We start from the raw sequence: 23,826 nt of genomic DNA on the forward strand, positions 1-23,826 counted from the left end.
GCGCCCATGACGGGCGGACCGGTCGTGGGAGTCGACATCGGTGGCTCCGGCCTGCGCCTGCAGGCCTGGTATGCCGCCGGGGCGGGTCCAGTCCGCACCGCGCCCGGGGTGCGCATCGGGTCCACCGGCATCGACGTGGCTGCCGCTGTCGCCGACGCGCGGGCCCTCCTCGACGAGGAGCGTGCGACCGGCGGCCGCGAGGGGCCGCCCGCCACCGTCGTGTGGTCGATGCGGGGGTTGCTGTTCCTCGCGGATCGGACCGAGGTGCTGCGGCTGGTCCGCGAGGGTCTGCGCGCCGACGTCACCGTGGTGGTCTCCGACGCCGTCGCCAACCTGGTGGGTGCGACCGGGGGGCTGCACCCGGCCGCGGTGGTCGCGGCCGGGACGGGGGCGGTCGCGTTCGGCACCGACTTCGCCACCACCTGGCGACGGGTGGACGGCTGGGGGCACGTCCTCGGTGACGTGGGCTCCGGGGCCTGGCTCGGCCTCGAAGGGCTGCGGGTCGCCCTGCGTGCAGCAGACGGGTTGTCCGGTGGATCCGAGGCGCTCCTCGGGGCCGGTGTCGACCGGTTCGGCCCGACCGAGTCGTGGCCGCGGCAGCTGATGGCGACCCTCGACGCCCCGGAGCGGCTCGCGTCGTTCGCCCCGGTGGTCACGGCCGCGGCTCCGACCGACCCCGTGGCGGCAGGGCTGTGCCAGCGGGCGGGGCAGGGGCTCGGTGAGGCACTTCTGGCGGCTGCGACGGGCCTGGGCAGCCCGCACCTCGTCGCCACCGGCGGCGTGCTGGTGGACGGGCCGGTGTGGTCCGCACTCGTGGCCACGCTCGCCGCACAGGGGGCGCAGCTGGCGCCGGCCCGCGGCGGAGCCCTCGACGGGGCGCTGCTGCTCGGGCGGCGCCTCGGCGAGGAGGGGCAGCTCCCGGAGCACCCGGCATACCTCGTCGTGGGCTGAGCGGTCAGTCCCTGGGCGTGTTCTGGTAGCGGATGTAGGCGCTGGAGTCGCGGTGCCACAGCCGCACCACCGCCCACGCACCCACGAACAGGATGGCGAAGGCGAGCGTGAAGGCGAACTTGCCCGCGGTCGGCAGCAGCGCTCCCGCGAACAGCCCCACGTAGACCGGCAGGAGCACGCTGGCGATGATCCGGGCCCACCGCGACCCCCGCGCGGTCGCGCGGGCGAGGGCCAACCAGATGACGCACGCCGCGACCGCGACGATCGTCGTCAGCCCGAGGGTGAACCGCAGGACTCCCTCGATGTCGGCGTCGGTCGCCGGCAGCTTGCCCACCACGACCTCGCGTCGGATCGCGTCGCGCAGCTCTGCGCGGGTGAGGAAACCGCGCAGCACCTCGCACACCTCGAGGAAGGCCCCGAACTGCATCAGCCGCACGCTCTCGACGATCGAGCGCGGCGGCACCAAGGGCTTGCCGGGCTGCCAGGTGTGCTCTTCGGGCCGGCCGTCGCCGGCGCCGTCGGGGCTCAGCACGCCGCGCCACCGGATCTGTCGGGCCATGCGTGGAGGATAGGCGACCCGCGCGCAAGAGAACGGCCCCAGCGCACGCGCGGGGGCCGTTCGGTGGCGGAGGATAGGGGATTCGAACCCCTGAGAGCTTTCACTCAACACGCTTTCCAAGCGTGCGCACTAGGCCACTATGCGAATCCTCCGCCGAGGAGGCTACCCGAGCGGCACCCCACCCCTGAAATCGCTCCTGCGAATCGCTGCCGAGGCGCCCTGCCACGGGCACCAACCTCGACGGGGTGCTCTTCCCACACTGGTAGGACCGGCGCGGCTCAGCTCTGGGAAGCGGCCGGTGGGCCGACGAGCAGGGCGAGCAGGGTCAGCGCGCTGACCGCCGCGACCGCCACGCCGCCTGCCGCGACCGGGCGAGCGAGCATCCATGCCTGCGCCCGCTCGAGCAGACCGGTCGGCTGGTCCCGGCCCGGAGCCAGCCGCCAGGGCCCGTCGAGCTGGCTGCGGCGCTCGGCCCGCCGGTCGAACCACACCGTCAGGAACGGCGGGACGGCGCTCGCGAGGGCGAGCGCGGTGGTGGCCGGTGACCAGCGCTGGTTGACGGCCACGAACACCGCGCCCAGGCAGTAGGCGATGAAGACCACGCCGTGCGCCATACCGAAGACCTGCACGCCGAGCTCGGTCGTCCCCGTGCCGTACTTGAGGAGCATGCCCACGAGGAGCAGGGCCCAGGTGACCGCCTCGGCGACGGCGAGGCGACGGAACAGCTGCAGCGGCGACATGCCCCCAGTCTCTGCGACCTCCTCGGCGTCGACCGCGGCGGGGTCCGTACCCAGGAGGTGGTCTCCCAGCTGCGCCACCAGACGCGGCTGGACGAGGCCCCGAACTGGTCGAGGTGTGGACACCGGGGACCGCCCTACGCGGTCGGTTCGACGGATTGGCTGTCGCGGAGTCGCCCCGTCTACACTGGCGGCAGGCACCCCGTGTGGTGGTACCTCTCCGAACTCCCCCAGGGCAGGAATGCAGCAAGGGTAGGAGAGCTCTTCCAGGTACGCGGGGTGTCCCTTTGTCTGCCACGACTCCCGGGTCTTTGATGGGTTGACCCCACCCTGGCGGGGTCAACCCATCAAAGACCCGGCGGGCGTCAGGTGCGGTGGCCCTCGTCGAGGAGCCGGACCCGGCGTCGCCCGAACGCCACCGCGGCGTACGACGCGAGCACCAGCACCATCAGGGTGTTCGAGAGGCTCGAGCGGGTCAGCAGCGCCGTCGAAGCGACCCCACCGATGACCGTGAGCAGCAGCGGACGCGAGTACCAGAAGGCGACCGACACCACGGCGGACCCCGGCGAGAAGAGGCTGACCGGCGGCAGACCCCGGAACGCGGCCATCAGGTGGGCGCCCGCGACCAACGGCAGCACGGCCAGCGGCCACACCACGGCGGCAGCCCCGGCCGCGGGCGCGCTGGCCAGGACGAGACCGCCGGCGAGCAGGGACACCACGGCGTACGACGCCGAAGGAGTCACCAGGTGCGCCAGCGCCTCGCGTCCGTAGGCGAGCCCGATCAGGGGCGGGGTGCCGGCGTTGTCACCTTGCAGCCGCAGGCCCTCGGCCCAGCTGCCGAAGCCGAGGTAGCAGGCGATGATCCCGGCGAAGGCGACGATGTTGGGGACACCGGGCACCGTCGCGTGGGCGAGCGCCCAGGAGCCGAGGGCGCAGAGCACGGTGCCGGTGAGGAGCGCCCCTGGCGAGCGCCGCAGCCCCAGCAGGTCGCGTCCGGCCAGCGCCGCGACCGGGCCTCGGGCCCGCAGGCGGGTCCGGCGCAGCCGCGTCGTGGGGGACGCGACGTCGAGCCGGGCGGCGCGCAGGTCGCCGGCCAGGACGGCACCCCCCATCGTCACCGCGCGGGAGGACTGGGTGCGCAGGGCGACATGGTGCAGTGCTCGCAGCGACGTCCGCGACCGCAGGACGGTTGCGGGACCGCGCGGACCGGTCGGCCACGAACGCACCTGGCCCCAGAGCCACATCGCGGCGAAGCCCAGCCCCAGGGCCAGCCCGGCAACGCTCGCCGGGAGCAGTGCCCACGGCGACGACACCCCGGCGACCACCATCCCGGTGCCGACGACCGCGCCGGTGAGAAGGCCCCCGACCAGGCAACCGAGCAGGCTCAGCCGCCACCAACGACGCAGCACCACGGCGCGGTCGAGGGCGCTGACGGCGACGTGGTCGAGGTAGGGGAGGTCCGGCACGACCGGCCCGCGGATCGAGCCCAGGCGGTGCGCGAGCAGCCAGATGGCGAGCGCGAGGGCGCCCACGACCGTCACGCCCTGGATCCCGGTCAGGTGCCTCGAGATCCAGCCCGGGTCGACGAACAGGAAGAACGCCCGCGAGGCCGGCACGCCGTAGGTGAGGGCAGCGATCACGGCGACGTACGCGGCATACACGATGTTGCCGTTGCCCTCCTCGGGCAGGCCGCCGCGGATCACCCGGCGCGCCTGGTCGAGGCGCTCGCGGTCGCCGGCGGGACCGGCCTCGTCGGGTGGTCCGCTCACGGGGCGACCACGTCGACGACGCGGTCGGCGATCGCCTCGGTCATCGCGGGGTCGTGGCAGGCCACCACGAGCGCGGCGCCAGCGGCCTTGCGGGCCAGCAGGATCTCGGTGAGCAACCCGCGCTTGTGGGTGTCGAGGCGCTGCTCGGGCTCGTCGAGGAGGAGGACCCGGGACGGGCGGAACAGCACCAGTGCGAGGTGGAAGAGGTGCTGCTGCCCCGACGAGAGCTCGTGCGGGAAGCGCTCGGACAGGTGGTCGATCTCGAGGCTCACCAGCAGGTCGTCGGCGCGCTGGTCGGCCGTGCCGATCGCGCCACCCCACGTCGAGTCGATCAGGACGAGGTGGTCGATGACGGTGAGGTCGCGGTATGCCGTGGGGTAGCCGATCAGGGCGGCGACCCGGGCTCGGGTGGCCGGGTCGCGCTCGTCGAGGGGCTCCCCGTCGAGGCTGGCGGTGCCGTCGGAGGCCTCGAGCGTGCCGGCAAGGATCCGCAGCAGCGTCGTCTTGCCGCTGCCGTTCTCGCCACGCACGACGACACACTCCCCGGACGAGACGGCGAGGTCGACGGGGGCGAGGAGCACGTTGCCGTCGACGTGCTTGCCGACGCCGGTGGCCTCGAGGTGCACGGGGAGGGCCTCCGACGCCCCGACCTCCGCGGGTCCGGGGGCCTGCGGCGGGGTCTCCTGCTTGCGGCGCGCGAACATCTGCCTCCCTCGTCCGCGCCAGTCTGCCACCGCGCCGGACGGCCGCTCCGGCTGCCTCTCCGACTACCTCCCTGGCTGCCTCTCGGGTCGGCTCCGGGAGGGGGACGCGGATGTCTGCGGGGGCGACTAGGGTTCCCGAGGTGAGCACCGCCCTGTACCGCCGCTACCGGCCCGAGAGCTTCGCCGACGTCATCGGGCAGGAGCACGTCACCGAGCCGCTCATGCAGGCGCTGCGCACCGGTCGGGTCAACCACGCCTACCTCTTCTCGGGCCCGCGCGGCTGCGGCAAGACCACCAGCGCCCGCATCCTGGCCCGCTGCCTCAACTGCGAGCAGGGGCCGACCCCCACCCCGTGCGGCAGCTGCGACTCCTGCGTCGCGCTCGCCCGCGGCGGGGCCGGCAGCGTCGACGTGATCGAGATCGACGCGGCCAGCCACGGAGGTGTCGACGACGCGCGCGACCTGCGCGAGCGGGCGTCCTACGGACCGGCCCAGAGCCGCTACAAGATCTACATCATCGACGAGGCCCACATGGTCACCCCGCAGGGCTTCAACGCCCTGCTCAAGATCGTCGAGGAGCCGCCCGAGCACGTGAAGTTCGTCTTCGCGACGACCGAGCCCGAGAAGGTCATCGGCACGATCCGCAGCCGCACCCACCACTACCCGTTCCGGCTGGTGCCGCCGGGCCAGCTGTCCGACTACATGGCCTCGCTGTGCCAGCAGGAGGGTGTCGCCGTCGCTCCGGGCGTGCTGTCCTTCGTCACCCGTGCAGGCGGCGGCTCGGTGCGTGACTCGCTGTCCGTGCTCGACCAGCTGATCGCCGGCTCCGGCGACGAGGGCCTCACCTACGAGAGCGCGGCGGCGCTGCTGGGGTTCACCGACGCCGAGCTGCTCGACGCGATCATCGACGCCTTCGCCGCCGCCGACTCCGCCGGGGTGTTCCACCAGGTCGACCGGGTGATCGAGACCGGGCTCGACCCGCGCCGGTTCGTCGAGGACCTGCTCGAGCGGCTGCGCGACCTCATCGTCGTCGCGGCCGTCCCGGACGGCGCCTCGTCGGTGCTGCGCGGCGTGCCCGAGGACCAGCTCGAGCGGATGCGCCAGCAGGCCGCCGCCTTCGGTGGCGGGGCGTTGTCCCGCGCCGCCGACATCGTCAACGCCGGCCTCACCGAGATGACCGGCGCCACCGCGCCGCGGCTCCAGCTCGAGCTGATCTGCGCGCGCGTCCTGCTCCCCGCCGCCTCCGGCGAGTCCGGGTATGCCGCGCGGCTCGACCGCCTCGAGCGTCGCCTCGACGTCGAGGGGGTGCCCTCGGGCGCCCAGCCGCCGGCGACGACGGCGTCGGCCGCCCCCGCCCCCGCCTCGCCGGCGCCGGCCCCCGCCTCGCCGGCGTCCGCCCCCGCCCCGGCCGTGCCTGCCGCGTCCGCCCCCACCGCCTCGGCCGCGCCCGCTGCTCCGGTGGCCACTCCGGTCGCTGCTCCGGCCTCCGAGGCGCCCAGCCGTCCGCAGGCCGAGCCGTCGACCCCGACGCCACCGGTCGCGGAGCCGACCGGCTCGCCCACTGGGGCCGGGGAGCCCGCGGTCGCCGAGCCGGTGGACCAGTCGCCGCAGCCCACCAGCCCCGCTCCCGAGCCCGTGTCCGAGCCCGTGTCCGAGCCTGCCGCCGCTGCTGCCGAGACCGAGCCGACGCGACCGGCCGCGATCGCCGGCGGGATGGACGTCGCGGCGATCCGCCGGGCCTGGCCCGACATCCTCGCCTGGATCTTCAAGCACAAGCGGACGACCTGGACGCTGCTGTCGGAGCACGCCTCGGTGCACGACTACGACGGGTCCAAGGTGGTGCTGGGCATCTCGACCGTCGGCATCGCCAACACCTTCCGGCACGGCCCGCACGCCGACCTCGTCCGCCAGGCCCTGATCGACGTGCTCGGGGTCGATGCCCGCGTCGAGGGCGTGCCGACGCCTGACGCGGCGGCGAGCGCACCGTCCGGCGAGGCGCACCCCACCGTGACCCCTGCCAACCGGTTCCCCTCCGACGACCCCGCGGTGAAGGGCGACAACCCGGCGCCGCGAGCGTCCGGCGGATCGTCCGCTGCCGGTTCGGGCGGTGGTGCTGCCGCGCAGGGTGGTGCCGGGCAGCGAGGTGGCGACCCCACGGCATACGCCGGTCTCGCGGCGTCCAGCCCGCCCCCCGAGACCGGCGGCGGCTGGGCGACGGCGTCGTCGGGCCCGTCGAGCGGGCCGAGCTGGGCCAGCGAGGCCCCGGGCGGCTCGCCCCCGGCGGCACCACCCGCAGGCTCGCCACCGGCCACGGACCAGGCTCCGACTGCCGCGGAGCCGGGCACGGGCTCGAGGTTGGCAGCGGCCAAGGCGGCCGTCGCCGCGGAGGAGCCGGCCCGCACCCCTGACACCTACGTCGCCGACGACAGCGCGGCCAGCGCCGACGACGAGGACATCGCCGAGCTCGGCGAGGTGGGCCGCCCCGTGATCGAGCGGCTGCTCGGTGGCAAGGTCATCGACGAGGGGCCGTGAGCCGTGGCGCCGAGCCGGATCCCGTTCGCTGAGCTCCTGACCAGGCCCACCGCCGTCGAGCGGGCGGCTCCGTTGCCGGGAGACGACCGGGTGTTCCCGGCCGACGTCGTGATGGACCGGGCCTGCACCCTCGCCGCGCCACCCGAGGTGGTCTGGCCGTGGATCGTCCAGCTCGGCAAGGAGCGCGCCGGCTGGTACTTCCCGGGCTGGCTCGAACGAGCCGTGCCGTCGAAGCGTCGCGGGTTGCGGCACGTCGCCCCCGAGCTCCAGGGGCTCGAGGTCGGCGCCGTGGTGCCCGACTGGGGCGGCGCCCACGCGACCTTCACGGTGCTCGAGCTGGAGCCGGCCGACCACCTGCTCCACGGCTCGGTCCGAGGGCGCACCCGGCTCACCTGGTGCCTCCACCTGACTCCCGTCGGGAGCGACCGCACCCGGCTGCACCTGCGCCTGCGGCTGGCCCCGGTGCGCAGGCGGCGGCTGGCCGCGCACGTCGGTGGGCTGTTCGACCAGCTCACGGTGATGGGGCTGGCGGCCGGACTCCGCGAGCGGCTCCCCACCGGTTCGGGGTATCACCGGGCGCAATAGCGCGCTGGATCACCCCGCACCGGTCCGGGGCGGCGGCGCGGGCGCTGACACCACGAGGGCATAGGCTCACCGATGTGTACGAAGGTGTGGTCCAGGACCTGATCGACGAGCTCGGCCGGTTGCCCGGCGTGGGGCCCAAGAGCGCCCAGCGGATCGCGTTCCACCTGCTCCAGGCCGACGCGATCGACGTGAAGCGGCTCGTCGAGGTGCTCACCGAGGTCAAGGCCAAGGTGCGGTTCTGCGAGACCTGCGGCAACGTCGCGGAGTCCGAGCAGTGCCGGATCTGCGCCGACCCACGCCGCGACGGCACCGCGATCTGCGTCGTCGAGGAGCCCAAGGACGTGGTCGCCATCGAGCGCACCCGTGAGTTCCGCGGCCGCTACCACGTGCTCGGTGGGGCGATCAGCCCGATCGACGGCGTGGGTCCCGACGACCTGCGGATCAAGGAGCTGATGACCCGCCTGGCGTCGGGTGAGGTCACCGAGATCATCATCGCCACCGACCCCAACCTCGAGGGCGAGGCGACGGCGAGCTACCTCGCCCGGTTCCTGCGCCCGATGGGGCTCAAGGTCACCCGGTTGGCCTCCGGCCTGCCGGTCGGCGGCGACCTGGAGTACGCCGACGAGGTCACCCTCGGCCGGGCGTTCGAAGGCAGGAGGCTGCTCGATGTCTGACGACCTGCAGGTGCTCGCCGACGACTGTGCCGGCGAGGCGCGCACCTTCCTCTCGACCATGACCGAGGTGGCGTCCGGCAGTGAGCCGGCCGCCGCGATGCCGATGACGCTGCTGGCCCTGTCGCAGGTGCTGCTGATGGGTTCGCGGCTCGGGGCGATCGAGGACGTCGTGCCCGAGGAGCGGTTCGAGGCCGACCCGGGTCCGGACGTCGACGTCGACCCGCTGCGCAGCGCGCTGGCCAACCTGTTCGAGGGCCTCGACGACTACGCCTACGTCGTCGACCCGCTCGTCGACGTCGAGGTGGCCCGCAGCGCGTTGTCCGAGGACGTGGCTGAGATCGCCTCAGCCCTCTCGCACGGCCTGCGCCACTACGAGGCCGGGCGCGCGTCGGAGGCGCTGTGGTGGTGGCAGTTCAGCTACCTCTCGACCTGGGGTGACGCGGGCGCCCGCAGCCTGCGGGCGATGGTGTCGCTGCTCGCGCACATCCGGCTGGACGCCGACGAGGAGTCCGTCTCCGAGGCCGAGTTCGACGCCCTGCACCCCTGACCGCCGCCACCGTTCGAGGTGATGTTGTACCGGAATCCGGTCGGGTATCACCTCGAACGCCGGGCGGTCAGGCGATGCGGGTGCCGTTCGGGAGGCGCCGGATCGGGGTCCGGAGCCGACTGCCGGCCAGGACCGTGGCGCCGCCCCCGGCGAGCAGCAGGAACGCCAGGCCGTAGGGCCAGACCGGTGCGGTGTCGAGTGCCTTCTGCAACGGGTCGTCGGAGCCCTCGTCGGTGTAGTCGCCGGAGAACATCGCGACGTCGCGGGCGCAGGAGTCCTCGACCTCGGCGCCCGGTCCGTTGCGGGCGGCGCGCGCACCGGCGCTGATCCACCGCATCGGCGTGAACCCGCTGGAGTAGATGCCGTTCTCCTTGCGCGGAGCCGATGGCGCGGCGTCGGCCACCACCACGAACGGGTTGAGCGGCAGGATCCACCAGATCCGTTCGGTGTGGGCGACCGTCGTGCGGCGCGTGAAGGTCGTGCAGTCGGCTCTGGTCGGTTGCTGGTTCGCCTTCTGGAGCTCCTCGATCTGCTCGGGGGTCAGGTTCGGGTCGGCCGGGTCGAAGGCCGGCGGCTGGTGCTGCTCGTACCAGTTGTCCGGGATGCCGTGGACCTGCTGGGTCTCCTGCTGCGTGACGAGGAAGGCGCTGAGCCCGAAGCCGATGGTCGTGCCGAAGACCAGCGCCCCCATCGTCAGGTAGGTCAGCACCGCTGACGAGACGGTCCGCGCGGTGAGCGTCGAGAACATCAGCCCGATCGCGCAGGTGACGGCGAGCACCAGCACCAGCACCAGCAGCGACAGCACGATCCGGCCGCCGGAGATCCCGCCCTCGAACCACGCCCAGGCCAGGAACGGCAGCGCGGTCGCGAGGAATGCCAGCGCCACCACCCAGGCCGACAGGAGCTTGCCGAGCGCGATGTCCCACGGCGTCAGCAGTGTCGTCTGCAGGGTGGCCAGCACCCCGTGCTCGCGGTCGCCGTTGACCGACGTGGCGGTCAGGGACGGGACGATCAGCATCGAGAGGCCGAGGACGAAGAAGACCACGATGTCGTACATCGCCGAGCCGGAGCGCAGGTCGGGGTCGTTGGTGGCCCAGTAGGACAGGAAGCTGACGCCGGCGATCAGCAGCACCCAGATCCCGAAGACGATCGGCCAGCGCGAGGTGCGCAGCCGCTGGCGCAGCTCGAGGGCCGCGATGGTGCGGATGCCGTGCCAGCTCATTGCCGGTCCTCGGTCGCCGCGAGGTAGGCGGACTCGAGCGCGCCCTGGCTGGGTGTGAACCCGATGACGCGGATGCCGTCGCGGACGAGGTCGGCCAGCAGCCGGGCGGCGTTCTCCTCGCCGGCCACCTCCACCTCGGTCTGCCCGCCGCCGACCTTGCGGGCCGGCACATGGTGGTCGACCAGCCAGCCGGTGAGCCGGTCCGGGTCGAGGCTGTCGATCCGCCAGGACGCCGTGCCCATCGCGACGAAGTCCCCGTCGAGGCTCTGCGTCTCCAGGCTGCGGCCGCGAGCCACGATGACGGCACGGTCCGCGACCTCCTGCAGCTCGGTGAGGATGTGGCTCGACACCAGCACCGTCTTGCCCTGCGCCGCCAGCCCGCGCAGCACGTCGCGCAGCTCGATCCGGCTGCGTGGGTCGAGCCCGGACGCCGGCTCGTCGAGCAGCAACACGGTCGGGTCGTTGATCAGGGCCCGGGCGAGGCCGAGCCGTTGCTTCTGGCCGCGCGACAGCACGCGGGCGCGGCGGTCGGCGAGGTCCTCGAGGTGCACCGTGTGCAAGAGCTCGTCGGTGCGGGTCCGCGCCCGGTCGGGAGCGATCCGGTATGCCGCCGCGATGGTCAGCAGCACCTCGCGCACCGTGAGCGCGTCCCAGGTGCCGAACCCGTCGGGCATCCAGCCGATCCGGGCCCGCACCTGCGTGGGCTGGGTGACGGGATCGAGCCCGTCGACGCGGATCTGCCCCTGGTCGGGGACGAGCAGGGTCGCCAGCATGAGCAGCAGCGTCGTCTTGCCCGACCCGTTGGGTCCGATCAAGGCGGTGACCTCGCCCGGTTCAGCCCTGAGGCTGATGCTCTCCACGGCGAGCACGTCCCCGAACGCCCGCCGCACCCCCTGCACCTCGATGCTCATGCGCGAAGGCTAGCGGCGCGGTGACGAGCGGACCTGAGCTTTCGTACTCACCCACGCGTCCGGCATACGGCACCCGCGTCACACGATGAGGACCGCCGTTAGACTGGCCGCCCGTCCCACCCGCACGCCCCACCCGCACCCCTGCCCGTGGTCCCAGGAGAAGCACCGTGCCCATCGTCGTCCAGAAGTACGGCGGCTCCTCGCTCGCCGACGCCGCGAGCATCAAGCGCGTCGCGCGACGGATCGTCGAGGCCAAGAAGGCCGGCAACGACGTGTGTGTCGCGGTCTCGGCGATGGGCGACAGCACCGACGAGCTGCTCGACCTCGCCAACGAGGTCAGCCCGCAACCGCCGCCGCGCGAGATGGACATGCTCCTCACGGCAGGTGAGCGGATCTCGATGGCGCTGGTCGCGATGGCGATCGCAGACCTCGGCTACACGGTGCGGTCCTTCACCGGCAGCCAGGCCGGTGTCATCACCGACTCCAGCCACGGCAGGGCCCGCATCATCGACGTCACCCCGGGGCGCGTCACCGACGCCCTCGACAAGGGACACATCGTCATCGTGGCCGGGTTCCAGGGCGTCAGCCAGGACACCAAGGAGATCACCACGCTGGGCCGCGGTGGCACCGACACGACGGCCGTCGCGCTGGCTGCGGCGCTCAACGCCGACGTCTGCGAGATCTACACCGACGTCGACGGTGTCTTCACCGCAGACCCGCGGATCGTCCCGGCGGCCAGGAAGATCCACCGCATCTCCAACGAGGAGATGCTCGAGCTGGCCGCCTCGGGCTCCAAGGTCCTGCACCTGCGCAGCGTCGAGTACGCCCGCCGCTTCGACATCCCGATCCACGTCCGCAGCTCCTTCTCCGCGAAGGAGGGCACCATCGTCACGGACAAACCAGCTGAAGGAGACACCGTGGAAGCCCCGATCATCGCCGGTGTCGCCCACGACCGCAGCGAGGCCAAGATCACCGTCGTCGGCGTCCCGGACCACCCGGGCAAGGCCGCCGAGATCTTCCAGACCTGCGCCGACGCCGAGATCAACATCGACATGATCGTCCAGAACGTCTCGGCCACCGACACCGGCCTGACCGACATCTCGTTCACCTGTCCCAAGACCGACGGGCAGACCGGCGTGCACGCGCTCCGGAAGGTGCAGGAGACGGTCGGCTTCGCGTCGATCCAGTACGACGACCAGATCGGCAAGCTGTCCCTCGTCGGGGCCGGCATGCGCTCGCACCCGGGGGTCTCCGCGACGTTCTTCAAGGCCCTGGCCGACGCGGGCGTCAACATCGAGATGATCTCCACTTCCGAGATCCGCATCTCCGTGGTGACCCGCGCCGAGGTGCTCGACGACGCCGTGCGCGCCGTGCACACCGCCTTCGGGCTGGACTCCTCGGAGGGCGAGGCCGTGGTCTACGGAGGCACCGGCCGGTGACCTCACTCGCCTCGAGGGCGCCCCGCCCGACCCTCGCGCTGGTCGGTGCCACGGGTGCCGTGGGGGCGGTGACCCAGCAGGTGCTCGCCATGCGCGCCGACATCTGGGGTGAGATCCGCGCCGCCGCGGCGCCCGAGGACGCCGGCACGGTGCTCACCGTCTGTGGCCGCGAGGTCGTCGTCCAGGAGCTGACGCCCGAGTTCTTCGACGGTGTCGACATCGCCCTCGTCGACGTGCCGGCCCCGGTCGCCGCGCACTGGGCGCCGATCGCGGCGCAGCGCGGTGTCGTCGTCATCGACAACAGCTCGGCACTGCGCGGCGATCCCGAGATCCCGCTCGTCGTGCCCGAGGTCAACCCGCTCCAGGTCCGCAACCGGCCCAAGGGCATCATCGCCAACCCGGGGGCGACGACCCTGACGATGATCGACGCCCTCGGGGTGCTGCACGCCGGGTGGGAGCTGACCGAGCTGGTGGTCGCCTCCTACCAGGCCGCCTCGGGTGCGGGCCGGGTGGGGATGGCCCGCCTCTACGACGAGCTCGAGGTCGTGGCCGGGCACCGCGAGCTCGGCCACCAGCCGGGTGACGTCCGCCGCCTCATCGAGCACGAGCTCGGCGCCGAGTCCCCCTTCCCGGCTCCGCTGGCGCTCAACGTCGTGCCGTGGATCGGCACCGCCGCCGAGGACGGCTGGACCTCGGAGGAGCTCAAGATCCGCAACGAGACCCGTAAGGTGCTCGGGCTGCCCGAGCTCCGCGTCTCCGCCACCTGCGTCCGGGTGCCGGTCATCACCACCCACTCGGTCGCGGTGCACGCGACCTTCGCCCGCCGCATCGACGTGGCCGAGGCGCGGCAGGCGCTGGTCGAGGCACCCGCGGTCGTCGTGCTGGACGACCCCGAGAGCCGCGAGTTCCCGACCCCCTCCGACACGGTGGGCTCCGACCCGCGGTTCGCGGGGCGACTGCGCCAGGCGCTCGACTTCCCGAACACCCTCGACTTCTTCATCTGCGGAGACAACCTGCGCAAGGGCGCGGCGCTCAACATGGTGCAGGTCGCCGAGCTGGTCGCGAAGGACCTGGCTGTCGTCAGCTGAGCCGCGCTGACCTCAGTCGTCGAGGGTCGCGGTCAGCCCGCCCTCACCGGTGCCGAGCTCGAGTCGCCCCGTGGCCGGCACGGTGATGGTGGCGCACCCCTTGAGCAGGTCGACCTGGGGTGCCTCGACCAGCCGGCAGAGGGTGCGCCGACCGGTGGCCGTGAGCGTGAACCGACCCTTGTCGTCGATCGGGGCCAGCACCCCGCCGGCACTGGTGACGTCGTCGTGCAGGACCCGCCCGGCGGCGTAGGGCAGGTCAGCGCTGCCGGGCACGTCGATCCCCGACTGCCCGAGGAAGTCGGTGAGGGAGTCGTCCTCGAGGACCGCGACCCAGCCGCCACCGAGCGGTCGGTCCTTCTGCCCGGTGTCGTCGACGGCGACCACCGTGCCCTCCAGCCGGTCCGGCCCGCCGCACGCAGCCAGGGGGAGCGCCAGCGCCGTGGCGACCACCAACGCGCACGGACGGAGAGGGCTGCGGGAGGCCATGGCCCGACATCCTGCCCCACCGGGGTGACCGGGGTCTTCGAGGGATCCGACGGGCCGGGGTCTTCGAGGGATCGGATCCCGCAAGGACCCGTGGTCGCGGGGCAAGGATCACGGGTGGGTGACGATGACGAGCCTCCGCGTGTCGCTCAACCTGTGACAGATGTGACTGGTGTGACGATTGTGACTCGATCGGGAACGAGCCAGGGGGCAGGGATGAAGGCCGAGGACCTCACACCGACACAGCTGTGGCGCAAGCACCGACTGCGGCAGGTCATGCTCTTCGTGACCATCCCGGGAGTCCTGCTGGGCACGGCGAGCATGACGGCGGCATACTCGGCCGGCTGGATGACCCCCGCGCCACCCAAGCCGGCCTGCACCCCGGTGGTCGTGCCCGCGCCCGCCCGCGGCTCGTTCACCGTCAACGTCATGAACGCCACCGGCCGCAACGGCGTTGCCGGCCAGGTGGCAGCCGGGCTCGGCAAGCGCAAGTTCGAGATCCGCGGCATCAGCAACGCACCCGAGTCCTGGTACGTCACCCAGCCCGCGGTCGTGCACCACGGGCCTGCCGGCCTCGACCAGGCGCTGCTCACGGCGTCGCAGATCCCCGGCGCGAAGCTCTTCGCCGACTCGCGCAAGGGCACCTCGGTCGACGTGGTCGTGGGCCTCGCCTACACAGGCATGGTGGCGCTCCCGCCGCGGCTCAAGCCGATCCCCTCCGAGGTGCACGTCAACGTCTACAACACCACCTACCGGACCGGGCTGGCCCAGAGCGTGGCCGACGAGGTGACCTCGCGCGGGTTCAAGGTCGAGGACGTGGCCAACGACCCGCTGCGCACCATGACGGCCGGCACGGCGGTGATCCGCTACGGCGAGCAGGGTGACCTGGCCGCCGCCCTGCTCGCGGGTCACGTGCCGGGCGCGCAGCTGGTGAAGGACACCCGCCCCGACGCCAGCGTCGACCTCGTCATCGGCAACGCCTTCAGCGCGCTCACCCCGACCGCCGAGGTGCCCCCGCTGCCCGCCCGCCCCAAGCAGCCCACCCCCACCGTGGCCCGCCCCTGCACGTGACCAGCACCTGAGCCGGCGGCGCGCCCGGGCTGGCTTCGAGGGGGACGAACAGGGCACAGTGGGTGCCCGATGAGCTCCCGTCCCGTGTATGCCGTGCCCCTCGTGCCGCTCGTGTGCCTCGCCCTCGCCGCGTGCGGAGGCGACCCGGGCGGCTCCGCCGCCCCCACCTCGGTCTCGGCCACGACACCGAGCAGCACGACGACGGCGCCGCCCACGACCACCTCGACGACCACCTCGCCCACGACCACCAAGCCGACGACGACCTCGGCCACGACCCAGGCCCCGCCGAAGCCGACGCGCTCCACCCCGGCGGCCAGGCCCAGCCCGAGGCCGGCCACTGCGCTGTCACCGGTGCCGCGGGCGGGGGCGGAGCCGACCGTCCGGTTCCCGAAGAACGAGCCGGCCGTCGGCTCGGGTGCCAACGCCTCCATCGCGCGGGTGCCCGACTCGGTGTGGAACCGCATGGTGGGCGTCTCGTGGACGTCGGGCTGCCCGGTCGGCCGCTCGCAGCTGCGCTACGTGCGGGTCAACTTCTGGGGCTTCGACGGCAAGCGCTCACGGGGCTCGATCGTGGTCAACGCCTCGATCGCCGACGAGACCGCGGCCGCCTTCACCCGGCTCTACTCGCTGCAGTTCCGGATCCGGCAGATGAAGCCGATGGACTCGACGTGGGGCAAGAACCCGAAGGGTCCGGGCGCCAACGACTACGCGGCGATGGAGGCGGACAACACCTCGGCCTTCAACTGCCGCTACGTCGGCGGTGAGGAGGCGAGCAAGGTCTACAGCAAGCACGCCTACGGCACCGCCATCGACGTCAACGACTTCGAGAACCCGTATGTCGCCGACAACGGCACGGTCTACCCGGACCGCTACTTTCTGACCCGACGCGGACCCGCTCCGGGCGTCTTCTCGTCCAGCGGCAGCGCGGCGGTGCGCGCCTTCACCAGCCAGGGCCTGCGGTGGGGCGGGCTCTGGAGCAACCCCGACTACCAGCACTTCGACCGATGAGCCGCAGCACCGCTCGCGCGACGGCGCTGCTGTCCCTCCCGCTGGTCGTCTCGCTGGTCGCCGCGTGCGGTGGTGGCGACGCGGAGTCGGCCGGTCCGACGACGGCGCCGTCCACCTCGACCACCGCGTCCTCGAGCAGCGCGACCGGCTCCACGACGACCCCCACGTCGACCACCACCACGACCACCACGACGTCGAAGCCGACGCCCAGCACCACGACCCGCAGGGCGACACCGAGGCCGTCGCCCCGGCCGTCACCGAAGCCGTCTCCCAAGCCGCAGGCGGCCACCTGCAAGGTGCCGTCGGGGGTGCGGGCGGCCCAGGTCGTGCTGGTCACCTCGTCCGGGTCGAGCGCGACGGTGCGGGCCTGCCGTCGCACGTCCAACGGCTACGTCCGCGAGCTCGGTCCCTACTACGGCCACGTCGGCCGCAACGGCGTCAGCTGGTCCAAGCGCGAGGGCGACCTCAGGACGCCGGCGGGCACCTACCCGCTGCGTGGCGGTTTCGGGGCGCGGGCGAACCCGGGCCTGGCCCAGGGATGGTTCCGCGTCGACGGCAACGACGTGTGGGTCGACGACAGCGGGTCGAGCCTCTACAACACCCACCAGCGCAAGCCGGTCTCCGGACGGTGGGACTCGGCCGAGAACCTGCTCAACACACCGGCCTACAACTACGCCCAGGTGATCGGCTACAACGAGTCGCGCACCCCCGGCAAGGGATCGGCGATCTTCTTCCACGTCGACACCGGCGGCGGCACGGCCGGCTGCGTCTCGCTGCCGACCTCGGCGCTGCTGGCGGTGCTGCGGTGGGAGCGCGCGGGCGCCGTCATGTCGATCAGCTGACTCGACGCCATACCCCTCCGCGTCGCTATCTCCGCGTCGCGATCTTCGCGTCGCTATCTCATGCAAAAGGCGAGTTAGCGACGCGTCCAACGTCGCAAACTCGCCTTTTGCATGAGATAGCGACGGACCAGTGGGCAGACCATGGTGGAACTGCCACGGGTGACACGGCAGAGTGGGCCGCATGCCGGTACGCACTGTTGCCATGCTCACCGCGGGTGGTCTCGCCCCCTGCCTGTCCTCCGCCGTCGGTGGCCTGATCGAGCGCTACTCCGAGGTCGCCCCCGACGTGCGGATCCTGGCCTACCGCAACGGGTATGCCGGCCTGCTCACCGGTGACTCGGTGGACGTCACCGCCGAGGTGCGCGCCAAGGCTCACCTGCTGCACCGCTTCGGTGGCAGCCCGATCGGCAACAGCCGGGTCAAGCTCACCAACGTCAAGGACTGCGTCGAGCGCGGGCTCGTCCGGGAGGGCCAGGACCCGCTGCACGTCGCGGCGGAGCAGCTGACCAAGGACGGCGTCGACGTCCTGCACACCATCGGGGGCGACGACACCAACGGCACGGCCGCGGACCTCGCGGCGTACCTGCACTCCAACGACTACGAGCTGACCGTCGTGGGGCTGCCCAAGACGATCGACAACGACGTCATCCCGATCCGCCAGTCGCTCGGCGCGTGGACCGCTGCCGAGCAGGGGGCGACGTTCGCCCGCAACGTGATCGCCGAGCACACCGCCAACCCCCGCGCGCTGATCGTGCACGAGGTGATGGGACGCAACTGCGGCTGGCTCACGGCCGCCACGGCGCAGGCGCACCACGACTGGGTCACCGGCACCGAGTTCAGCGGCTGGGTCGAGAACGCCGCGCAGCGCTGGGACGTGCACGGCGTCTACGTCCCCGAGCAGCCGCTCGACATCGAGAAGGAAGCCGGCCGGCTCCGCAAGGTGATGGATGACTTCGACGGGGTGAACCTCTTCATCTCCGAAGGCGCCGGCGTCGCCGAGATCGTCGCCTCGATGGAAGCAGCCGGGCAGGACGTGCCCCGCGACCCGTTCGGCCACGTGCAGCTCGACAAGGTCAACCCGGGCGCGTGGTTCGCGAAGCAGTTCGCCGACCTGCTCGGCGCCGACAAGGTGCTGGTGCAGAAGAGCGGCTACTTCTCCCGCTCCGCCGCCGCCAACGACGCCGACCTCGCGCTGATCAAGGACTGCACCACGTATGCCGTCGACGCGGCCCTGCGCGGTGAGTCCGGGGTGGTGGGCCACGACGAGGAGCGAGGCGACCAGCTCCGCGCCGTCGAGTTCGAGCGGATCAAGGGCGGCAAGGCCTTCGACCCGACGACGGACTGGTTCACTGCACTGCTTGCCGACATCGGTCAGGCGTAGCAGGGTCGGGTGCATGGCAACCACGGCACCCGACGCACCGAAGCCCAGCACCACGGCATACCGGGCAGCGCGGGACACGCTCGTCGCGCTCAGTGGACAGCACGATCGCGCGGTTGCGGAGTTCCGTTGGCCTGACGTGGGGGAGCGGTTCAACTGGGCCATCGACTGGTTCGACGAGGTCGCGCGCCACAACGCCACCACCGCACTCTGGATCGTCGAGGAGGACGGGTCCGAGACCAAGCTCGGCTTCGACGAGCTGGCGACGCGCTCCGACCAGGTGGCGGTCTGGCTGTCCGGGCTCGGGGTGGGCCGAGGTGACCGGGTGCTGCTCATGCTGGGCAACCAGGTGGAGCTCTGGGAGGCGATGCTCGGGATCTTCAAGCTCGGGGCGGTCGTCATGCCGACCACCGCCGCGCTCGGACCCGCCGACCTGCGCGACCGCGTGGAGCGGGGCGAGGCGAAGGTGGTGGTGGCCAACGCCGCCGACGCCGCCAAGTTCGAGGAGGTGCCCGGCGACTACCTGCGGGTCAGTGTCGGGAGCGCCGAGGGTTGGCACCCCTACACCGATGCGTATGCGGTCGAGGGCCACCGGTTCGAGACGGTCACCTCCGCGAGTGACCCCATGCTGGTCTACTTCACGTCCGGGACGACCAGCAAGCCCAAGCTGGTCGAGCACACCCAGGTCTCCTACCCGGTCGGGCACCTGTCGACGACGTACTGGATCGGAGCCCGGCCCGGCGACGTGCACCTCGCAATCAGCTCCCCGGGCTGGGCCAAGCACGCGTGGTCGTGCTTCTTCGCCCCCTGGATCGCCGAGGCGACGATCTTCGTCTACAACTACGCGCGCTTCGACGCGGCGGCCCTGCTCGACCAGATCCGGCGGGCCGGCGTGACCACGTTCTGCGCACCGCCGACGGTGTGGCGCATGCTGATCCAGGCCGACCTCAGTGGCGGCAGGGGCTCGCTCCGGGAGCTGCTGGCGGCCGGCGAACCGCTCAACCCCGAGGTGATCAGCCAGGTGGAGAAGGCCTGGGGACTGGTCATCCGCGACGGCTACGGCCAGACCGAGACGACTCTGCAGGTCGGCAACATCGCCGGGGAGCCGCTCAAGCCGGGGTCGATGGGTCGGCCCATGCCGGGCGTCCCCGTCGCCCTCGTCGACCCCCTCACGGGACAGCCGGCCGACGAGGGTGAGATCGTCCTCGACCTCTCGGAGCACCCGGTCAACCTGATGACCGGCTACCTCGGCGACGAGGAGCGGCAGGCCGAGGCGATGGCCGGCGGTTACTACCACACCGGTGACGTCGCCCAGAGGGACGCGGACGGCTACATCACCTACATCGGCCGCACCGACGACGTCTTCAAGGCGAGCGACTACAAGGTGTCGCCGTTCGAGCTCGAGAGCGTCCTCATCGAGCACCCTGCGGTCGCCGAGGCCGCCGTCGTCCCCGCGCCCGACCCGACGCGCCTCGCGGTGCCCAAGGCCTACATCGCGCTGGCGCCAGGCTGGGAGCCCGATGCCTCGACGGCCGAAGCGATCCTGCGGCACGCCCGTGAGCACCTCGCGCCCTACCTGCGGGTCCGCCGGGTGGAGTTCTACGAGCTGCCCAAGACCATCTCCGGCAAGATCCGCCGGGTCGAGCTGCGCGACCGTGAGCAGCACGCTTTCGACGGCGGTCGATCCCTTTCGGAGGAGTTCCGCGACGACCAGTTCCCCGACCTCAAGGGGTGACTCCGGCGGCGGCCGGAGATCGGACATTTGCCCGTTGGCTGAATGCTGGCGCTCGTCTACGATCGCTGCGTCAAACTGGGAGCCGGGGAACGTTCCCATCGACGAATCTCGATGTGGGAGAAGCATGAATGGACTGGCGACTGCCGTGCCGCTGACGACGCGCATCGCCGTCCACGTGCTCGGGGTGGACCCCGATCGTCGCGTCCTGCTCGACCGGGCCCGTCCACCGCTCGAGCCGGTCTGGGGCCTCCCGGGTGCACTGGTCGAACCGGGTGAGGACCCCGTCGTCCGCGCGCGTCAGCTGGTCTCCGACGCCGGCGCGCTCACCGCGACCCGGGTGGAGGTGATCGACCTCGAGAGCCTCGTCGAGGACGGCCTGCACGTCGTCCACATGGTCTTCGAGTGCGGTGCCGAGCCGTCGCTGTTCCCGACCGACGCCGGGTCGACCGCGCTCTGGTGGACCCTCCCGGAAATCGTCGGCCTCCGACTGTCGGCCCGCACCCGCAAGGCCCTCGCCTCGCGCTGGGCGTGGATCTGGCCCGACACCTGATCGCCTCGGCGTCAGGGCATTCCGCCCATTACGGGCATCTGGTTGCGCGTGGGGGCAGTTGGTCTCACTGGATGGTCGTTGAGGGGTTTCGACCCCGTTGGACCCCGAGTACCGTGAAAACGGCGGTCCGCCGGGTCCGCTGGGGTATCAGAGCAGGCCGGGGCTGCCAGTGCGGACCTACCCATATGCGTTTCACGTCGCCCTCGACGGCAATGGACTGAACGGTCTCGAGGGCCGGGCAGGCGTGTGCCTGTTCCACTACGACCCGGTGACCGGTGACCACGCCTACAAGGTCAAGTACTTCGGCGGCGCCTCCGGGGGACACGCCCCGAATGTCGACCCGACCCGTCGGATCGGCTTCCTCGGCAACACCGGGCAGCACCTGCTCTTCTACGACCTCGCCACGCTGGAGGAGGCCGACCGCGTCTCGACGCTGAGGTTCGAGGTGCCGGACACGACGATCAAGGGCAGCACCCACCTGGTCTGGCTCGACGACACCCAGTTCGTCACGTCCATCGGCGAGCACCTCTGGAAGTTCGACGTCAACCGGCTCACCAAGGCAGAGCAGATCGCACCGCACGGCCTGATGGTCCCGCACGCGATGAAGCGCACCGCCTCGGGCCGCTACATCGTCTTCGGTGGCATGGACCACCCGACCCGGGGCGAGGCCAAGGAGGTCGGCATCCTCGACACCCACACCGGGGAGGTGCGCCGCGTCGCGTTGCCGACCACCTGCTGGCACGTCGTCTGCCACCCGGTGCTCGACGTCTTCTACGCGATCTCGTTCAGGGTCAACGCCGCCGACCGCAGCGACTACCAGCACTGGGGCATGGCCTGGCTGCGGCAGTACGCGTTCGAGATCGATGCCGAGGACGGTCGGGTGGTGCGGCACTGGGCCGCCGACCGCGACCTGCCCGCCCACATCAACTCCGACGTGACGATCAGCGACTCCGAGCTCATCTTCTGCACCGGGGGCAGCCACACCGTGGTGTTCGTCGACCTGCTCACCCTCAGCCAGCACCGCCTCATCGACGAGCACCCCGGGGCGCTGGAGAGCCTGGCCCTCACCCGCCAGTCGGCCAACACCGTCGCCGAGTCGGTGATGCGCGGCAACTTCTTCAGCAACTCCAACCTCTACGCCGAGTCGCTGAGGGTGAGCCGGGGTGCACTGGTCGACGGCATCTACGCGTGCCAGCTGTCGGCCGACCAGACCCTGCTCTTCACCGCCAACCGCGGCCAGAACCACATCACCGTCTACGACTACCCGTCGCTCGAGGTCCGCGACCGGATCGTCATGCCCGAGCTCCAGGAGTTCGACCCACGACTGGCCGCCTGGGGTGACCCCCGCCTGGGTTTCCACCACTCCTACCTGGTCAGCCCCGAACCGCCCTCGTCCGAAGCACACCGTCCCGCAGGAGAGCTCTGATGGCCGACTACACGATCGACACCACCGTCTTCGGCGGCAACACCTTCAGCTCCGACGTCACTGCCGATGTGACGTCCACGCTGACCGGCCTCGACCACATGAACCTCACCCTGGCCGGCGGCACCACCAACACCAACAACGGCGAGAACACCGTCCACAGCGACGCGACGATCACGCTGGAGCCAGTGACCACCACGTCGACGGTCAACACCACCTCGAAGGTCGACTCCGACGCCACCGTCGCCACCACGTCGAGCGTCGACCTCAAGCCGGTGGCGGTCGACACCTGTGTGCGGCTCGAGCTCGGACCACCGCCGGCAACCGAGGTGTGCACCCCCTACGAGCAGACGTGGGGCTGGTCGGTGCTCGGCCTCGAGCTGTTCGCCCTCACCGTGCGGGGCAGCTCGACCACCCACATCCGGCCCGAGCACCACGGCCCCGTCGTGATCGACCTGTGAGCCGGTCGTGACCACCGCCCGTCGCCAACCGGCCAAGAAGGTGGCCAAGCCTGCCCGGAAGGCGGCCGCCACCCGGGGCAGCGCACCTTCGACCCCGAAGGCCGCGGCCGTCCCCACGTCTGACGCGATCGTGCTGACCGGCCCACCCGGCCTGCTGCGGGCCACGGTCTCGGTCGAGAACGCCGTCGACCAGCGGGTCGCCGTGCGCGGACTCACCCTGCACCGCGCGGGGCGGGAGGCGCTGTCCGGGACGGGCGCCGCGGTGATCGCCCCGGGTGCCACGGCGGAGCTGCCGGTCACCTTCCGCTTGGAGCCGGACACCCCGCCCGGGGACTACCCCGCCGAGGTCGAGGTCGGGGGCATCCGCCGCGAGGCGGTGCTGCGGGTCGAGCCGGACCTGGCCCTCCACGTGTCACCGCGCCGGATGCTGGCCGAGGTCGGCAGCTCCGAGGTCACCCTGACCGTCACGAACGACGGCAACGTGCCGATGTCCCTGGCCGCCGTGGTGCGCGCCCGCACCGACGACGGCGGTCCCGACCCGGGCCCCGACGTGACGCTGACCCTCGCCCGCGCGACCACGGTCGCGGCCGGCAGCACGTCCGTCCTCGGCGGCACCCTCGCCGTCCCCGAGGAGCTCGACCCCACCCGGCGGCACACCGCTCGGGTCCCCGTCGGCACTGCCGACCTCGACGTCATCATCCTGCCCCGCGACGCATCGGAGTGATTGCCATGAGCACCACCGCACCCGAGTACCTCACCTCCCTGCGCGACGGCCTCGCCGACGCCGTGCAGCAGTGGGTGGACCAGTCGACGACGGCCTGGGACCAGTGGTCACGGGCCTGGGGTCCCGTGGCCGAAGCCGCCGGGATGGGTATGCCGGGTGCGTCCGGTGCGGCGTCCGGCCGCCGGGACCGTGGCGGGTCCGGGCAGCACGGGAAGCACGGTGGGCATGGTGGGCATGGTGGGCACGGTGGGCCCGGCCACCACCACGAGCAGCACGACCATGGACGCCACCACGGCGAGCAGGGTTGCGGTTGCGGGGGATCCGGTGGGTGCCGCGAACCGGACGGACACGGACACGCCCATGACCACGCCCATGACCACGGCCACTGCCACGACAGCGGACCCGGCCACGTCCGCGGCCATGACCACGACCAT

Annotated in this window: 24 protein-coding genes, 1 tRNA gene and 1 other RNA gene; 17 read left to right on the top strand and 9 right to left on the bottom strand. The window is 72.1% G+C overall.

Annotation, left to right across the window (positions count from 1 at the left end; all coding sequences use genetic code 11):
• The first annotated feature begins 6 nt into the window (after positions 1 to 6).
• Positions 7 to 951, top strand: coding sequence for a BadF/BadG/BcrA/BcrD ATPase family protein (locus BLQ34_RS16380; protein WP_091787897.1), 945 nt, complete (start codon positions 7 to 9; stop codon positions 949 to 951).
• 4 nt (positions 952 to 955) lie between these two features.
• Here the strand turns inward: BLQ34_RS16380 and BLQ34_RS16385 are convergent, their stop codons facing one another.
• The 3 genes from BLQ34_RS16385 to BLQ34_RS16395 all read right to left on the bottom strand — a co-directional run bounded on the left by BLQ34_RS16385 (position 956) and on the right by BLQ34_RS16395 (position 2,250).
• A complete protein-coding gene (locus tag BLQ34_RS16385) occupies positions 956 to 1,510 on the bottom strand; it encodes a hypothetical protein (RefSeq protein ID WP_091787901.1) in 555 nt (184 codons plus the stop codon).
• 64 nt (positions 1,511 to 1,574) lie between these two features.
• Positions 1,575 to 1,662, bottom strand: a tRNA-Ser gene (locus BLQ34_RS16390).
• Positions 1,663 to 1,788: 126 nt separating this feature from the next.
• The gene (locus BLQ34_RS16395) at positions 1,789 to 2,250 is read right to left on the bottom strand and encodes a DUF3817 domain-containing protein (protein ID WP_091790128.1); all 462 of its coding nucleotides are present in this window, start codon (positions 2,248 to 2,250) and stop codon (positions 1,789 to 1,791) included.
• Positions 2,251 to 2,440: 190 nt separating this feature from the next.
• On the opposite strand from BLQ34_RS16395, the gene ffs reads away from it, so the two are divergent.
• Positions 2,441 to 2,539: signal recognition particle sRNA small type (ffs, locus tag BLQ34_RS16400), an RNA gene on the top strand.
• 73 nt (positions 2,540 to 2,612) lie between these two features.
• Here the strand turns inward: ffs and BLQ34_RS16405 are convergent.
• Positions 2,613 to 4,016: a hypothetical protein gene (locus BLQ34_RS16405; RefSeq protein WP_091787904.1), complete on the bottom strand. Its 1,404-nt coding sequence runs from the start codon at positions 4,014 to 4,016 to the stop codon at positions 2,613 to 2,615.
• Positions 4,013 to 4,720 (bottom strand): ABC transporter ATP-binding protein, encoded by a 708-nt coding sequence (locus BLQ34_RS16410; RefSeq protein WP_091787907.1) that lies wholly within the window; start codon positions 4,718 to 4,720, stop codon positions 4,013 to 4,015. The genes BLQ34_RS16405 and BLQ34_RS16410 overlap by 4 nt, the downstream gene beginning before the upstream one ends.
• 140 nt (positions 4,721 to 4,860) lie before the next feature.
• On the opposite strand from BLQ34_RS16410, the gene BLQ34_RS16415 reads away from it, so the two are divergent.
• The 4 genes from BLQ34_RS16415 to BLQ34_RS16430 all read left to right on the top strand — a co-directional run bounded on the left by BLQ34_RS16415 (position 4,861) and on the right by BLQ34_RS16430 (position 9,057).
• Positions 4,861 to 7,251: a DNA polymerase III subunit gamma and tau gene (locus BLQ34_RS16415; protein ID WP_091787909.1), complete on the top strand. Its 2,391-nt coding sequence runs from the start codon at positions 4,861 to 4,863 to the stop codon at positions 7,249 to 7,251.
• A 3-nt stretch (positions 7,252 to 7,254) separates the two neighbouring features.
• On the top strand, positions 7,255 to 7,836 hold the full coding sequence (locus BLQ34_RS16420; protein ID WP_091787912.1) for a hypothetical protein: 582 nt from the start codon (positions 7,255 to 7,257) through the stop codon (positions 7,834 to 7,836).
• Between the two features lie 74 nt (positions 7,837 to 7,910).
• On the top strand, positions 7,911 to 8,510 hold the full coding sequence (gene recR, locus BLQ34_RS16425; RefSeq protein WP_091787915.1) for a recombination mediator RecR: 600 nt from the start codon (positions 7,911 to 7,913) through the stop codon (positions 8,508 to 8,510).
• Positions 8,503 to 9,057 carry a DUF5063 domain-containing protein gene (locus BLQ34_RS16430; RefSeq protein ID WP_091787918.1) on the top strand — a complete coding sequence of 185 codons (555 nt, stop codon included), beginning with the start codon at positions 8,503 to 8,505 and terminating at the stop codon, positions 9,055 to 9,057. The genes recR and BLQ34_RS16430 overlap by 8 nt, the downstream gene beginning before the upstream one ends.
• A gap of 67 nt (positions 9,058 to 9,124) precedes the next feature.
• Here the strand turns inward: BLQ34_RS16430 and BLQ34_RS16435 are convergent, their stop codons facing one another.
• The gene (locus BLQ34_RS16435; RefSeq protein WP_091787921.1) at positions 9,125 to 10,279 is read right to left on the bottom strand and encodes an ABC transporter permease; all 1,155 of its coding nucleotides are present in this window, start codon (positions 10,277 to 10,279) and stop codon (positions 9,125 to 9,127) included.
• Positions 10,276 to 11,190: an ABC transporter ATP-binding protein gene (locus BLQ34_RS16440; RefSeq protein WP_091787924.1), complete on the bottom strand. Its 915-nt coding sequence runs from the start codon at positions 11,188 to 11,190 to the stop codon at positions 10,276 to 10,278. Before BLQ34_RS16440 ends, BLQ34_RS16435 begins: the two co-directional genes overlap by 4 nt.
• Positions 11,191 to 11,357: 167 nt before the next feature.
• On the opposite strand from BLQ34_RS16440, the gene BLQ34_RS16445 reads away from it, so the two are divergent.
• Positions 11,358 to 12,629, top strand: a complete 1,272-nt coding sequence (locus BLQ34_RS16445; RefSeq protein ID WP_091787927.1) for an aspartate kinase — start codon at positions 11,358 to 11,360, stop codon at positions 12,627 to 12,629.
• Complete coding sequence (locus tag BLQ34_RS16450; protein ID WP_091787930.1) at positions 12,626 to 13,717, top strand: aspartate-semialdehyde dehydrogenase; 1,092 nt, start codon at positions 12,626 to 12,628, stop codon at positions 13,715 to 13,717. The genes BLQ34_RS16445 and BLQ34_RS16450 overlap by 4 nt, the downstream gene beginning before the upstream one ends.
• Before the next feature lie 12 nt (positions 13,718 to 13,729).
• On the opposite strand, the gene BLQ34_RS16455 is transcribed toward BLQ34_RS16450, so the two are convergent.
• Complete coding sequence (locus BLQ34_RS16455) at positions 13,730 to 14,203, bottom strand: hypothetical protein (protein ID WP_091787933.1); 474 nt, start codon at positions 14,201 to 14,203, stop codon at positions 13,730 to 13,732.
• Between the two features lie 213 nt (positions 14,204 to 14,416).
• Here BLQ34_RS16455 and BLQ34_RS16460 point away from each other — a divergent pair, with 213 nt between their 5' ends.
• From BLQ34_RS16460 to BLQ34_RS16505, 9 genes are all read left to right on the top strand, one after another.
• Complete coding sequence (locus BLQ34_RS16460; protein WP_091787936.1) at positions 14,417 to 15,271, top strand: LytR C-terminal domain-containing protein; 855 nt, start codon at positions 14,417 to 14,419, stop codon at positions 15,269 to 15,271.
• 69 nt (positions 15,272 to 15,340) lie between these two features.
• Entirely contained in the window at positions 15,341 to 16,279 is a 939-nt protein-coding gene (locus tag BLQ34_RS16465) for a M15 family metallopeptidase (protein ID WP_157693113.1), read from the top strand.
• Complete coding sequence (locus tag BLQ34_RS19185; protein WP_197674729.1) at positions 16,276 to 17,121, top strand: L,D-transpeptidase family protein; 846 nt, start codon at positions 16,276 to 16,278, stop codon at positions 17,119 to 17,121. Before BLQ34_RS16465 ends, BLQ34_RS19185 begins: the two co-directional genes overlap by 4 nt.
• A 181-nt stretch (positions 17,122 to 17,302) precedes the next feature.
• A complete protein-coding gene (locus BLQ34_RS16480) occupies positions 17,303 to 18,502 on the top strand; it encodes a pyrophosphate--fructose-6-phosphate 1-phosphotransferase (protein WP_091787944.1) in 1,200 nt (399 codons plus the stop codon).
• A 13-nt stretch (positions 18,503 to 18,515) separates the two neighbouring features.
• Entirely contained in the window at positions 18,516 to 20,234 is a 1,719-nt protein-coding gene (locus BLQ34_RS16485; protein ID WP_091787963.1) for an AMP-binding protein, read from the top strand.
• 145 nt (positions 20,235 to 20,379) lie between these two features.
• Positions 20,380 to 20,784: an NUDIX domain-containing protein gene (locus BLQ34_RS16490; RefSeq protein WP_091787966.1), complete on the top strand. Its 405-nt coding sequence runs from the start codon at positions 20,380 to 20,382 to the stop codon at positions 20,782 to 20,784.
• 244 nt (positions 20,785 to 21,028) lie between these two features.
• Positions 21,029 to 22,210 (top strand): NHL repeat-containing protein, encoded by a 1,182-nt coding sequence (locus BLQ34_RS16495; protein ID WP_197674730.1) that lies wholly within the window; start codon positions 21,029 to 21,031, stop codon positions 22,208 to 22,210.
• Positions 22,210 to 22,668, top strand: coding sequence for a hypothetical protein (locus BLQ34_RS16500; protein ID WP_091787972.1), 459 nt, complete (start codon positions 22,210 to 22,212; stop codon positions 22,666 to 22,668). Before BLQ34_RS16495 ends, BLQ34_RS16500 begins: the two co-directional genes overlap by 1 nt.
• Positions 22,669 to 22,675: 7 nt before the next feature.
• Positions 22,676 to 23,392, top strand: coding sequence for a COG1361 family protein (locus BLQ34_RS16505; protein WP_091787975.1), 717 nt, complete (start codon positions 22,676 to 22,678; stop codon positions 23,390 to 23,392).
• Positions 23,393 to 23,499: 107 nt separating this feature from the next.
• On the opposite strand, the gene BLQ34_RS18920 is transcribed toward BLQ34_RS16505, so the two are convergent.
• Positions 23,500 to 23,826 (bottom strand): hypothetical protein, encoded by a 327-nt coding sequence (locus BLQ34_RS18920; protein WP_157693114.1) that lies wholly within the window; start codon positions 23,824 to 23,826, stop codon positions 23,500 to 23,502.

It is taken from the genome of Pedococcus dokdonensis, assembly GCF_900104525.1.
GTDB classification, from domain to species: domain Bacteria; phylum Actinomycetota; class Actinomycetes; order Actinomycetales; family Dermatophilaceae; genus Pedococcus; species Pedococcus dokdonensis.

Coding starts and splice junctions, on each gene's coding strand:
- BLQ34_RS16380 (WP_091787897.1), top strand. CDS start 7: ATGACGGGCGGACCGGTCGTGGGAGTCGACATCGGTGGCTCCGGCCTG.
- BLQ34_RS16385 (WP_091787901.1), bottom strand. CDS start 1,510: ATGGCCCGACAGATCCGGTGGCGCGGCGTGCTGAGCCCCGACGGCGCC.
- BLQ34_RS16395 (WP_091790128.1), bottom strand. CDS start 2,250: ATGTCGCCGCTGCAGCTGTTCCGTCGCCTCGCCGTCGCCGAGGCGGTC.
- BLQ34_RS16410 (WP_091787907.1), bottom strand. CDS start 4,720: ATGTTCGCGCGCCGCAAGCAGGAGACCCCGCCGCAGGCCCCCGGACCC.
- BLQ34_RS16430 (WP_091787918.1), top strand. CDS start 8,503: ATGTCTGACGACCTGCAGGTGCTCGCCGACGACTGTGCCGGCGAGGCG.
- BLQ34_RS16435 (WP_091787921.1), bottom strand. CDS start 10,279: ATGAGCTGGCACGGCATCCGCACCATCGCGGCCCTCGAGCTGCGCCAG.
- BLQ34_RS16440 (WP_091787924.1), bottom strand. CDS start 11,190: ATGAGCATCGAGGTGCAGGGGGTGCGGCGGGCGTTCGGGGACGTGCTC.
- BLQ34_RS16455 (WP_091787933.1), bottom strand. CDS start 14,203: ATGGCCTCCCGCAGCCCTCTCCGTCCGTGCGCGTTGGTGGTCGCCACG.
- BLQ34_RS16460 (WP_091787936.1), top strand. CDS start 14,417: ATGAAGGCCGAGGACCTCACACCGACACAGCTGTGGCGCAAGCACCGA.
- BLQ34_RS16465 (WP_157693113.1), top strand. CDS start 15,341: ATGAGCTCCCGTCCCGTGTATGCCGTGCCCCTCGTGCCGCTCGTGTGC.
- BLQ34_RS19185 (WP_197674729.1), top strand. CDS start 16,276: ATGAGCCGCAGCACCGCTCGCGCGACGGCGCTGCTGTCCCTCCCGCTG.
- BLQ34_RS16480 (WP_091787944.1), top strand. CDS start 17,303: ATGCCGGTACGCACTGTTGCCATGCTCACCGCGGGTGGTCTCGCCCCC.
- BLQ34_RS16485 (WP_091787963.1), top strand. CDS start 18,516: ATGGCAACCACGGCACCCGACGCACCGAAGCCCAGCACCACGGCATAC.
- BLQ34_RS16500 (WP_091787972.1), top strand. CDS start 22,210: ATGGCCGACTACACGATCGACACCACCGTCTTCGGCGGCAACACCTTC.
- BLQ34_RS18920 (WP_157693114.1), bottom strand. CDS start 23,826: ATGGTCGTGGTCATGGCCGCGGACGTGGCCGGGTCCGCTGTCGTGGCA.